We start from the raw sequence: 12,437 nt of genomic DNA, 5'->3' as shown, positions 1-12,437 counted from the left end.
GCAGTGACCGCGTACGATGCCGGAACGTCAGGCCAGTGCCGATTCGGAGTCCGCGCCTTCCGGCAGGTACTCGTCGTAGCCGTGCTCCTCAAGGTAGTCGGCAAGTTCGGGGCCGCCGGTCTTGACGAAGTGGCCGTCGGCGAACACGTGCACGATGTCCGGCTTGATGTACTTGAGGATGCGCGTGTAGTGCGTGACCATGAGGATGCCGAGGCCGGTGTTCTCCTTGGCGCGGTTGACGCCTTCGGAGACGATGCGCAGCGCGTCGACGTCAAGGCCGGAGTCGGTCTCGTCCATGATTGCGAACTTGGGCTTGAGCAGTTCGAGCTGCAGCACTTCGGCGCGCTTCTTCTCGCCGCCGGAGAAGCCGTCGTTGACGGAGCGGGAGGCGAACTTCGGGTCCATGCGCAGTCGCTTCATGGCTTCGCCGAGCTCCTTGGCCCACGTGCGGATGGCCGGGGCCTTGCCGTCGATCTCGGTCTTCGCGGTGCGCAGGAAGTTCGTCATGGAGACGCCGGGCACTTCGACCGGGTACTGCATGGCGAGGAACAGGCCTTCCTTGGCGCGCAGGTCGGGGGTCTGCTTGAGGATGTCGACGCCGTCGAGCAGCGCCTCGCCGGAGTCGACCTCGTACTTGGGGTGTCCGGCCAGCGTGTAGGCGAGCGTGGACTTACCGGAGCCGTTGGGCCCCATGATGGCGTGCGTCTCACCGGAGTGGACGGTGAGGTTCACGCCTTTGAGGATCTGCTTGCGACCCTCCTTGGTCTCCACGGATGCGTAGAGGTCCTTGATTTCCAGGGTATGCTGTTCGGCCATCGTTACTTGTCCTCCAATACGGCTTTCATGGCGTCGCTTTCGCCGCGGGCGAGGCGGCGGTCGATTGTTTCCATCAGATGCTGCGAGATGTACGGCACGCCGATCTCCTCGACGAGTTCGCCGAAGAAGCCGCGCACGACGAGCTTGCGCGCTTCGGTCTCGGGGATGCCGCGAGACTGCAGGTAGAACAGCTCCTCGTCGTCGAAACGGCCGACGGAGCTGGCGTGGCCTGCGCCGATGATGTTGCCGTTCTCGATCTCCAAGTTCGGCTCGGAGTCGGCGATGGCGCCTGGCGTGAGCACGAGGTTGCGGTTGAGCTCGTAGGAGTCAGTGCCGGGTGCGGTCGGCTGGATGAGCGCGTTGCCGACCCACGTGGAGTGCGCGTCCTTGCCGTCGAGCGCACCCTTGTAGACGACGCGCGACTTGCATTCGGGCTCGTTGTGGACGACCATCGTGCGGTGCTCGATGTGTTCGCCGGGGTCGACGAAGTAGATGCCGAGCATGTTGAGGTCGCCTTGCGGTCCGCCGAAGTCCTGGTCCATGCGGATGCGGACGACGTCGCCGCCGAGCGTGACGACGGAGTGGCGCAGCGACGCCCCTTCGCCCACGTGGATGCGCTGGTTGGCCACATGCTTGGAGCCTTTGGCCCATTCCTGCACGAACGTGGTGGAGACGTGCGAGTTGCGGCCCGTGGTGACCTCCACGCCTTCGGCGAGACGGGCGAGGCCGTGGTGTTCGACGATCACGTCGGCCTTTGCGTTGTCGGCGGCGGCGATGACCAGGTGCAGGGCGTCGAGGTCTTCGCCGCTGCCGGTGATGTCGATGAGGATCGGCTTGGCGATCTCGCCTTCCAGTTCGATGATCGTGGCGGTGCGCCCGGAGTTCCACTCGACTGCCGCCGCGCGGTCACTCGGCTTGGAGACGGTGCCGGAGACGCCTTCGCCGAGCTTGACCTGGCTGACGTGCACCTGCGCGGGGTCGACCGCCGTGCCGTCGGTGTTGCCGATGGCGATGGTCGTCTCGCCGCTGGGTTTGAACACGTCGAAGAACTCGCTGATGCGGTCAAGCGGCGTGTAGCGCCAATCGTCCTGCTTGCTGGTCGGCGTGGCGAAGTCGGCCACGTCGAACGAGCGGGGCTCCTTGTCGGCGCTGGACGGCATGGCCGCCGGCACCGCGTACGGGTCGTTCGGATCCGCGACGGGGATGTTGATCTCTTTCTGCGTTGTTTCTGCCATGGGAATCAGCCCACCGATCCTTCCATCTGCAGTTCCACAAGTCTGTTCAGTTCGAGCGCGTACTCCATCGGCAGCTCGCGGCTGATCGGCTCGACGAAGCCGCGCACGATCATGCCCATGGCCTCCTTCTCTTCGAGGCCGCGGCTCATCAGGTAGAAGAGCTGGTCTTCGGAGACCTTGGAGACGGTCGCCTCGTGCGCCATGGTGACGTCGTCCTCGCGCACGTCCACATGCGGGTACGTGTCGGAGCGGGAGAAGTCGTCGACGAGCAGCGCGTCGCACACGGTGGAGTTCGAGGAGCCTTCGGCGCCGTCGACGATCTTCACCAGTCCGCGGTATGCGGAACGGCCGCCGCCGCGCGAGATGGACTTGGCAACGATGGTGGAGCTCGTGTGCGGGGCGAGGTGGATCATCTTCGCGCCGGTGTCCTGGTACTGGCCCTTACCGGCGAAGCCGAGCGACATGGTCTCGGCCTTCGCGTACGGCTCGGCGAGGATGCAGGCCGGGTACTTCATGGTCGCCTTGGAGCCGATGTTGCCGTCGACCCATTCCATCGTGCCGCCTTCGCGCACATATGCGCGCTGGGTGACGAGGTTGTACACGTTGTTCGACCAGTTCTGCACGGTCGTGTAGCGCACGCGGGCGTGCTTTTCGACGATGATCTCGACGATGGCCGCGTGCAGCGAGTCCTCGGACCAGATCGGGGCGGTGCAGCCCTCGACGTAATGCACGTAGGAGCCTTCGTCGGCGATGATCAAGGTGCGTTCGAACTGGCCCATGGCCGGGGTGTTGATGCGGAAGTACGCCTGCAGCGGGATGTCCACGTGCACGCCCTTCGGCACGTACACGAACGAGCCGCCGGACCATGCGGCGGTGTTGAGCGCGCCGAACTTGTTGTCTTCGGGGCTGACGACGGTGCCGAAGTACTTCTTCACGAGGTCAGGGTATTCGCGCACCGCGGTGTCGGTGTCGACGAAGATCACGCCCTGCTTCTTGAGGTCCTCCTGAATGGAGTTGTAGATGACCTCGGACTCGTACTGCGCGGCCACGCCGGAGACGAGGCGCTTCTTCTCGGCCTCGGGGATGCCCAGGCGGTCGTACGTGCTGCGGATGTCGTCCGGCAGCTCGTCCCACGTCTTCGCCTGCTTGTCGATCGGCTTCACATAGTACTTGAAGTCGTCGGCGTTGAATCCGGACAGGTCCACGCCCCAGTCGGGCATGGGCTTCTCCAGGAACGCCTTGTAGCCGCGCAGACGCATGTCGAGCATCCACTGCGGCTCGCCCTTGTCGGCGGATATGGAACGGACGACGTTCTCGTCGATGCCGCGCTTGGCGGCCTCGCCTGCGGCGTCGGAATCATGCCAGCCGTAGGTGTAGTCACCGAACTGCTGGATGATCTCGTCGTCCTTCTTCAGTTTCTCTTCGTCCACGCGCGCGCGATCGGCCACATACTGGCTCATCTCCACGTCGGACGCGGCGTTGGGCGCCTGTTGGGTGTCACTGGTGTCACTCACCTTGACGCTGCCTCCCATCGTTTGCGAAAGTACCTAGGCTAACCTAGCAGAACCTCCATACCGGCACCGCATGTTGGCTCAGCGCTGAACGTGAGATTGCTTATATTCCGCGGCGTTTCGCACACACTAGAAGACCTCATGCGAATGCGATTGGCATGATTGCGCCACGATATCATCCTTTGGAATGACCTGTCGGCACGACCGGCGTTGCGATAATGGCACCCTATCGTCAGACCGAACAAGGAACTGCAGTGAATTCCTTTACCTTGAAAGCAATCGCCTGTCTGGTCATGGTCGTGGATCATATGGGCGAGTTCATTCCCGGAATGCCTGATTGGCTTCGCGTCATCGGACGTCTTGCGGCGCCGATCTTCCTGTTCCTCATCGGGTGGAGCTGCGAGTATACGCACGACCTGAAGCGTTTTCTCGGCCGCCTGTATGCCGCGAGCATCGGCATGGCGGTTTTACAAGTCATATTCGGACTTGAGATGAACATCTTCCGCACCTTGTTCCAAGTGGCGTTGGTCATCGCCTTGCTGAAGACCGCCGACACCACACGTCAAAGAATACGCAATCTGCTCCTGTACACCGGCTACCAGGTCGGCACGTGCGCGTTGATTTACTGGCTGTTCATATGGCTGCCTGCCACTCATTCCTCGTCGTGGTGGGCCGGCATCACCGGCTACGTGGGTTTCCCGTTCTGCGCGGTCATCGGCAGCGTGTTCTACATGGATTACGGCATCTTCTGGCTGGTGCTGGGCGTCGCCATGTGGGCGGTCCGTGACAGCCGTCTGCGGCTGTCGGCCGTCTATCTGGGGCTGACGGCGCTGTTCGGGCTGTGCGTGACCTCGTCGTTCGCTTCATGGGCGGTCAACGGTGTGATGGGACGCGCCTTCATGCACTTGCCTGACGGATCGGATCCCCGTTCCGTTGTAATCGAGCCGTTGCTCGGCACGTTAGGCACCGACGTCGGGTTCATCGGCTCGTCGCTGTGGTGGACCATGCAGGGGCCGATGGTGTTCGCCCTGCCGTTCATGCTGCCGTACAACCACAGACGCGGCCCGAAGTGCACGTGGTTCTTCTACGTGTTCTATCCGGCGCACATTCTCGCCCTGCACGGCATCGGCATGGCGATGGGCGGCGTGTACTGAAACAATCGTCACTGCCTAGATATGGTTGTGGGGACGTTCCTTATTCGGGAACGTCCCCACAACCAGATCCGGATGACCTATGCAGGTCGTCCGGATCTGAACCGGGATCCGTCAGGCGTGCAGTCGCGCCGCCTGATGGTCAAGCGCGGCCTTCGCCAGACCGGCGAACAGCGGGTGCGGCTTGGTCGGCCGGCTCTTGAACTCGGGGTGCGCCTGCGTGGCCACGTAGAACGGGTGCACGTCGGTCGGCAGCTCGACGAACTCGGTGAGCTCGCCGTCCGGACTCTGGCCGGAGATGCGCAGACCGGCCTCGCGCAGACGGTCCTTGTAGGCCACGTTCACCTCGTAACGGTGACGGTGACGCTCGGTGACGTGCGTCGTGCCGTACAGTTTGGCGACGAGGGAGTCCTCCTCCAGCTCGGCCGGATAGGAGCCCAGACGCATGGTGTGGCCCATGTCGCCCTTGCCGGCGACGATGTCCTTCTGCTCCTCCATGGTGGCGATGACCGGGTTGGCGCAGTCCGGCTCGAACTCGGTGGAGTTCGCGTCCTCGATGTCGAGCACGTGGCGCGCGTATTCGATGACCATGCACTGCAGGCCGAGGCAGATGCCCAGCACGGGCAGCTTGTGCTCGCGGGCGTACTTGAGCGCGCCGATCTTGCCGTCGACGCCTCGGATGCCGAAGCCGCCTGGCACCACGATGCCGTCGATCTGGTCGAGTGCCGCGGCCGCGCCGGCCTCGGTCTCGCAGGTGTCGGCCTTGACCCACTTGACGTTCACCTTCGCCCAGTTGGCGAAGCCGCCGGCCTTGATGGCCTCGGTGACCGACAGGTAGGCGTCGGGCAGGTCGATGTACTTGCCGACGATGGCGATGTTGACCTCGTGCTTGGGGTGGTGCACGCGCTCCAGCAGGTCCGCCCACTCGTCCCAGTCGACGTCGTGGAACGGCAGGCCGAGCTCGCGCACCACGTACGCGTCGAGGCCCTCGTCGAAGAGGATGCGCGGCACGTCGTAGATGCTCGGCGCGTCCACGCAGTTGACCACGCCCTCCTCGTCCACGTCGCACATGAGCGAGATCTTGTCCTTGATGGACTTGTTGAGCGGACGGTCGGAACGCAGCACGAGCGCGTCCGGCGTGATGCCGAGCTGACGCAGCATCATGACGGAATGCTGGGTCGGCTTGGTCTTGAGCTCGTGGGCGGCGGAGATGTACGGCACGAGGGAGACGTGCACGAACATGCAGTTCTCCGGGCCGAGGTCGCGGCGAACCTCGCGGGCCGCCTCGAGGAACGGCTGGGATTCGATGTCGCCGACCGTGCCGCCGATCTCGGTGATGATCACGTCGACGTCGTCGCTCGCCTGGGCGCGCATGCGGGACTTGATCTCGTTGGTGATGTGCGGGATGACCTGCACGCACTGGCCGAGGTATTCGCCGGCGCGTTCCTTGCGCAGCACCTCCTGATAAATCTGGCCGGTGGTTACGTTCGCCTTCTGGCTGAGGAAGACGTCGAGGAAGCGCTCGTAGTGGCCGATGTCGAGATCGGTCTCGGCGCCATCCTCGGTCACATAGACCTCGCCGTGCTGGAACGGGTTCATCGTGCCCGGATCCACGTTGATGTAGGGGTCGAGCTTCTGCTGAAGGACATGAATGCCGCGGCTGCGCAGGAGACGGCCGAGCGAGGAGGCGGTCAGGCCTTTGCCGAGGGAGGAGACCACGCCGCCGGTGACGAAAATATGCTTGGTGACGTGTTCCTGAGAATTGCCATGTTGTCTTCTAACCATGGAATTTCATACTATCATCGCCATGTGACGCGGCGTGTTGGATTGCCGCCGGCATCCTGTCGCGTCCGGCTGCGGACCCAGCCGGACGCGACAGCCGGTCAGTAGTCGGACGACGAATCGTATGAGCCGTAGTCCGAACCGTAGTCGTCCGGCAGTCCGCTGTAGTCGTACGAGTCGGACGAGCTTGAGCCGGAGCCGTATTTCTTCTTGTACTCGTCCAGCTGGTCCTGCAGCTCGTCGTAGCGTTTGTCGAGTTGCTTCTTCCGCTCTTGGTATTTCTTGTCCAGCTCGTCGCCGTACTGGTCGGACCAGCTGTCGGAGCCGGAGCCGCTTGAAGAGTCATCCGACGAGTCGCCGTCAACCTTCGGCAGCTGCGGCACCTCGACGTACCCGTCCTTCGAGCCGCCGCCATTGCCGTTCTGCGAGGTCTCCTGCTGTTTGCCGGACTCGTCCTTGCCGTCGGACCGGTTGCCGACGACGAGCACGATGACGAGGGCGATGACGGCCACCGCGGCGACGATGCCGACGATGATGGCGATGAGCTTGCCGTTGCCGCCTTTCTTCGGCGGCTGCGCGTACGGGTTCTGCTGCGGATATCCGCCCTGCTGCGGCGCGTACGGATTGCGGTAGCCTTGCGGCTGGCCGGCGTTGTTCCATTGCGGGGCGTTGCCGCGCGCGTTGATCTGTTGTTGCGGCTGCGGCTGGCCGTATCCGGTGTTCGCCGGCTGCTGGTATCCGCCGCCGTAACCGGGCTGTTGCGGCGTAGCCTGCCCGTAGCCGCCGTAGCCGGAGGCCGTAGGCTGCCTGTTTGGATCCTGTTGTCCGCCATTGGGGTATCCGTTCATGGCCTCAGCCTATGCCAGTGAGACCCGTCGCGCAAGCGTTCGCTCGTTTTTTCCCGGATACCGGCTCATCGGTGGCGGCTCATCGGTTATCCACATTGCGTTCGTCACCCACGCCGGTTATCCACATTCCATCCACGACACGCCAAACATGAAGCTCCGACCACATACCCCGGAACGGCTTTCCCCGAACACGGCGGCTCCCGTACAGTGCAGTGCACGGGGACGCTCTGAAACGCATGGACGGCCGTCGGGTCTTCGCCACGGCCGTCCGGGCATGTAAGGCAACAGTCTCAGCCGACCATCACGACGAGGGAGCCATCATGGCAAACACACGACATCCGCAACGGGGCAGACACGCTCGCAACACCGCCCGGCAGACGAGGCCGCGTCACGCCGGCCCCGGCAACCGCCGCGGCCGGATCATCGGATCCGACGCCCGGCCGACGACGCGAACCACCTTGCTGACGCAACAGGTACGACGCACGGCACTGATGGCCGTCCTATGCGCGATCATGCTGGCCGTGGTCACGGCATGGCGCATCATGCCGGCGACCGCGCTCGCCACGCCGGCCGCAGCCGCAACGACCCGAGCGCAGACGACGTCGGGGCTCACGCTCAGGGCAGGCGAGAATCTGACCTTGGCCGGGCACTCTTTCACCGCCACGCTGCTGGGATCATACGGCAACACGCAGATCTCCGGCGACACCGTCGCCTCCATCGAGGTACGCGGCAGCACCGCGTCGAACGCATGGATATCCCGGGCGATCGCCGAAGTGAACGGTTCGCTTGCCCAGGACCGTCGCATCACGGTCCCCGCCGGGCAGGATGAGGCGGGGACTCTGGCGCGTATCACGGACGCCGCGCTGCTGCGCAAACTCGCCGGCGCCCTGGCGGCGGCTTCCGGCAAGCCCGCGGCCGCCGCGAACCGGTCCACCATCGAACCGTCGCTGCATCTGCCGCTCGCCGACGGCCTGTACCTGATCGAGGATTCGCAGGGGCTGCCGATGATCCTCGGCACGACGATCGGGGGCAGGCATCTGGCCGGGCAGAGACTCGGGGAGGCGACCATCAAGGCGAAGGGTGTGGAGGTCGGCAAGCACCTCATCGTCGACGGCGAGGCAAAGGACTCCGGCAGTCTTGCAGTCGGCGCGACGGCGCACTGGCGGATCGGGTTCACGCTGCCGCATGACGGCGACGGCACGACCACGGCCGGCCGTCTGATCGACAGTCCAAAAGGGCAACGGTATATGAGCGGCTCGTTCGCGGCGACGCTGAACGACGGCACCGACGTGACGCGGCTCATCGACGTCTACGAGGAGGGGCAGACCGTGCCGGCCAGCACCGTCGTACCGGGCGATACGCCGGTCATCGTCCCCGCCGGCGGTTTCGGCGCCCGGCTGGACCGGCTGATAGCCGCACACCCAAGTCGGGCGGTGACGATCAGCGTGCAGACGATCGTCACACGAACCGACGACGGCCGGCATCCGCAGCAGATCAACGGGGACTTCCGCTATTGGGACGGCACATCCACGGTGACGCCGCCGACGACCGAGCGGATCGTCGATGTGGACACCTTCGGATTCACGCTGCGTAAGAGCGCGCAATCCGAATCCACGAGACTGCTTGACGGAGCCGGCTTCACCCTGCAGGAGGCCACGACCGGCATCTGGCTGAACCGCGACCCTGCATCCGGGGCATGGACCCGTATCTCCAGCGAAGCGGATGCACAGACGAGACTGACCGGGGACACCAACGACGACGGTCTTGTGGACGGACAGGACGACGCCGGAGACCGGGGCGTCATCCGGTATGCGGGGCTTGCAGCGGGGAGCTACATCGTCCGCGAGACGAAGGCTCCCGCCGGGTTCTCAGCGAATGCGCTTGCGCTGCCACGGCTGATCGTGACCATTTCGGAGGACGGAACGGTGACGTTCCGCGGCGACGGCATGGCCTCGGGTCTCGTGTCGACGCAGGGTGAGCAGGCCGGGACCGTGCGCGTCGCCAATGTCGAAAACCTGCTGCAGCTGCCTGCGACAGGCGGCTCGATGTCCTGGGGCGCGTGGTTGGCGGTCAGCGGTCTGCTGATCAGCTGCGCGGCATGGGCGGGAGTCGTCGGCATCGGCCGCCGCTGTCGCGCAGACGTCGCGGAACACGGCGGATACGACGACGACGAACAGGACGACGACGAACAGGACGACGACGAACAGGACGACGACGAATATGACGACGGCCGCGCGGAGCGCATCGCGTGCACGTTCGCAGCCGTCACCGGATGCTCGTCAAGCCCGTTCCATGGCAGAGCGGCATCCGGAGCCTGGCATGCGCGAATCATGCGGTCGCGCAGACGGGCGAGGCATGCGCCGCAGGCTCGCACTGTCGTCCGGCAGCATACCTGACCGTCATGTCGCGACCTTCATGCGTCATTCGGAACTCTCGGAGAAAGGCTTGCATCATGGGCATGATCACCATGGCGACCGCCGTCATCGCGTCGGCGGCCGTCATTCTCACCACACTCGCCACGCCTCATGCGGCGGCGAACGAACCGCGAGGCGACTCCGCCGGCGAACGAAGCCAGGCGACCGCCGCGGCCGCACGGACCACACTGCCGTGCGTGCCGTCGGGGGCAGGGGCAACGGGACCGGCGGCGAAGAACTTCTGCTGGATCGACTTCGCGCCCATCGCGCTGCGGGACGGCGTGCAGCAGGTGCGCATCGCCGTGGAAGGCGGGCATGTGGATGCGGATATGGAGATTTCGCACACATCGAACAGCGTGCTGTTCGCCCGCGACTACAACAAGGAGATGAAACCATATAGCAAACTCATCCCCGCATACCGGCTCACCGGTAAGACCGCGTTCGGGTTCAAGGCGGACGTGTCGGGCAAGCTGGCGACTCGCATCGCTACCATCCAGTTCAAGAACATCATGCCGAAGGCGGATTCCGGCGCGGCGAACGTGAACATGTTCCGCGACTGGAGCATGGCGTTCGGGGACGCGGAGGTGATGAGCGGCTATCTGAACCGGTCGGGCTACGAGCAGACGGTCATCAAGTCGACCAGCGTCATCACGCGGCTCGGGCTGATCGGCGACGCGACGCCGGGCAGATCCTACGCGTTGGCGAACAGCGGCTGGGGCACGAAGCAGGTGACGCTCGCCGGCGGCCAGAACACTGCCGGCAACACGGGGTCGCTGGCGGTGGCCGTGGCGACCGCGCAGAAACCATCCAGTTTCAAAGTCGAGTTCAGCCAGATCAACTATGCGGGTGACAGCGCCATCGCCGTCGGCCTGTACATGCCGTACAGCACCGCGTGGAGGCTCACCTATGACGCGAACGGCGGCAAGGGTTCGGTCCCGTCGAACACCGAGCCGGAACAGCTTGCGCCGGCATCGGCGTCCGCCGATGAAGCAGGCTCGGACATTGCCGCCGAGTCCGCCGCGGCCGCGGCCGAACCGGGATGCAGGGCGCTGTATCAGGAGGGCGCCCGCATCCGGCTGGCCACGGCATCCACCGGGGACGACTGCTGGGATGACGGCAAGCTGACGAAGCATGGGGCGGACGGGCCGTTGACGTTCCTGGGATGGAGCGAGCGGAAGGTGCCCGACGTCACCACGAGGGACGAGGTCGCGAGCGCCGGGGTGACGGCGACGACGACCATGCCGAAGGGCGGGCGGACGGTGTATGCGGTGTGGGCGAGCATGGCGGCGCCGTTGATCGCCTTGCCGTCGACGGGCGGCAAGACGGCGGAGACTCGATGGCCCGGGTGGCCGGCATGGCTGTGTGCCGTCGGCTCGATTGTCATGGCCGGTACGGGCGTAACACGGAGGATGGGCCGCTCCCCCGCCCGTCGGATGTTGCGGGGACGGGGGATGGCAGCGTCATGAATCGCAGGATCTTAAGGAACGGCATGCCCGATCGTGGGAATCACGCCGCTGCCGATCATGACATGGCCGACGCGGTCAGCGTCCGCACGCCGGGTGCCGACCGCGCCCGCGTGACGGACGGCCTGATCCCGTTCCGTGCGATCATCCATCGTGAGGGGCGGGACTGTCCGCGCGGCTTCTGCTGCAGGCGGATGCGGCTCGAACGGCAGCGGATGATGGCGCAGTCCCGGCTGTTCCTTTTGGCCGCCGTCGCGTTGCTGGGTTGCGCGCTGGCCTGCCTGGCGACGCCATGGCTCGTCAGGTGGCGTGCCGACGTCCGGCTTGACGGCATGGCGCGTTCGGCGGCTGCGCGAACCTTGGATGTACCTGATGCCGAACGTTCTCTGATGGTGGCCCGGGCGCGTGCGTACAACCGTGCCCTGTTGGATTCAGGCCAGCCCATGATCGGCGATGAAGCCGCCGCGGTCGGTTTCGGTTCGCCACGGCAGGCTGGTTTTGACGCCGCGCGGCAATCTGATGCGGATACGGAGTACCGTGCGCTGCTCAACGGCGCGTCATTCACGTCCTCGGAGGCGGTCATGGGCAGGGTGCTGGTTCCCCGCATCTCCGTGGATCTCCCGTTGCGTCACGGTTCGGACGAGCGGACGTTGCAGATGGGTGCCGGTCATCTCTACGGGACGAGCCTTCCCGTCGGCGGCGAGGGGTCGCATACGGTCATCACCGCCCACAGCGGCATGCCTTACGCTACGTTGTTCACTCGTTTGGACGAGCTGAGTGAGGGTGATCCGTTCTATGTGGAGGTTGCCGGCATGACGCTCGCCTACCGGGTCATGACGATTACCGTGCTGGACCCGGACGGTGACGCGCAGGAGCTTGCCATGCTCAAGGCAAGCCCCGGTGCCGACCGTGCCACGCTGCTCACCTGCACCGGTCAGGGGAACACGAAGCGTCTGGCGGTCACCGGGGAGCGTAACAGCATGCCTGATCAGGCTCCGTATCCTGACGACGCCCAACGTGACCCTCGGTTGTCGCGAATCGTGACGGTGTTCGTCATGCTGGTGACGGGCGTTGCCGTGGCGTTGCTATGCCGTACCGGCCGACGCGCCCGCCCGCCTGTTGCGCATCATGGTTCGGGCAGGTTTCGGCATAGTTTTGCGAAGTCAACTACGTTGCTCGCGTAGTTGACGCGCTAACATCCGCTTGACTACCATGAG

General features: G+C 64.9%; 9 protein-coding genes. 4 read left to right on the top strand and 5 right to left on the bottom strand.

The window, feature by feature from the left end; translation table 11 throughout:
* Positions 1 to 27: 27 nt before the first annotated feature.
* From sufC to sufB, 3 genes are read right to left on the bottom strand one after another with little or no spacing between them, the layout of a single operon-like run.
* Positions 28 to 816: a Fe-S cluster assembly ATPase SufC gene (gene sufC / locus F7D09_RS01000; protein WP_152233586.1), complete on the bottom strand. Its 789-nt coding sequence runs from the start codon at positions 814 to 816 to the stop codon at positions 28 to 30.
* A gap of 2 nt (positions 817 to 818) precedes the next feature.
* Positions 819 to 2,051 carry a Fe-S cluster assembly protein SufD gene (gene sufD / locus F7D09_RS00995; RefSeq protein ID WP_152233585.1) on the bottom strand — a complete coding sequence of 411 codons (1,233 nt, stop codon included), beginning with the start codon at positions 2,049 to 2,051 and terminating at the stop codon, positions 819 to 821.
* A gap of 5 nt (positions 2,052 to 2,056) precedes the next feature.
* On the bottom strand, positions 2,057 to 3,583 hold the full coding sequence (gene sufB / locus F7D09_RS00990; protein ID WP_152233584.1) for a Fe-S cluster assembly protein SufB: 1,527 nt from the start codon (positions 3,581 to 3,583) through the stop codon (positions 2,057 to 2,059).
* 233 nt (positions 3,584 to 3,816) lie between these two features.
* Here sufB and F7D09_RS00985 point away from each other — a divergent pair, with 233 nt between their 5' ends.
* Complete coding sequence (locus tag F7D09_RS00985; RefSeq protein ID WP_193312255.1) at positions 3,817 to 4,716, top strand: TraX family protein; 900 nt, start codon at positions 3,817 to 3,819, stop codon at positions 4,714 to 4,716.
* A 111-nt stretch (positions 4,717 to 4,827) separates the two neighbouring features.
* Here F7D09_RS00985 and F7D09_RS00980 read toward each other — a convergent pair whose 3' ends face one another.
* Both F7D09_RS00980 and F7D09_RS00975 read right to left on the bottom strand, forming a co-directional pair.
* Positions 4,828 to 6,498, bottom strand: coding sequence for a CTP synthase (locus tag F7D09_RS00980; RefSeq protein ID WP_152233582.1), 1,671 nt, complete (start codon positions 6,496 to 6,498; stop codon positions 4,828 to 4,830).
* Positions 6,499 to 6,596: 98 nt separating this feature from the next.
* Positions 6,597 to 7,343, bottom strand: coding sequence for a hypothetical protein (locus F7D09_RS00975; protein WP_152233581.1), 747 nt, complete (start codon positions 7,341 to 7,343; stop codon positions 6,597 to 6,599).
* 320 nt (positions 7,344 to 7,663) lie between these two features.
* On the opposite strand from F7D09_RS00975, the gene F7D09_RS00970 reads away from it, so the two are divergent.
* The 3 genes from F7D09_RS00970 (at position 7,664) to F7D09_RS00965 (ending at position 12,404) form a co-directional block, all read left to right on the top strand.
* Complete coding sequence (locus F7D09_RS00970) at positions 7,664 to 9,739, top strand: SpaA isopeptide-forming pilin-related protein (RefSeq protein WP_152233580.1); 2,076 nt, start codon at positions 7,664 to 7,666, stop codon at positions 9,737 to 9,739.
* Between the two features lie 56 nt (positions 9,740 to 9,795).
* Positions 9,796 to 11,223 (top strand): hypothetical protein, encoded by a 1,428-nt coding sequence (locus tag F7D09_RS11030; protein ID WP_193312254.1) that lies wholly within the window; start codon positions 9,796 to 9,798, stop codon positions 11,221 to 11,223.
* A gap of 62 nt (positions 11,224 to 11,285) precedes the next feature.
* Positions 11,286 to 12,404: a class C sortase gene (locus tag F7D09_RS00965; RefSeq protein WP_193312253.1), complete on the top strand. Its 1,119-nt coding sequence runs from the start codon at positions 11,286 to 11,288 to the stop codon at positions 12,402 to 12,404.
* The last annotated feature ends 33 nt before the right edge of the window (positions 12,405 to 12,437 follow it).

It is taken from the genome of Bifidobacterium leontopitheci, from assembly GCF_009193355.1.
In the GTDB taxonomy this organism is placed as follows: Bacteria; Actinomycetota; Actinomycetes; order Actinomycetales; family Bifidobacteriaceae; genus Bifidobacterium; species Bifidobacterium leontopitheci.
This window is presented reverse-complemented; position numbering and strand designations above follow the sequence as displayed.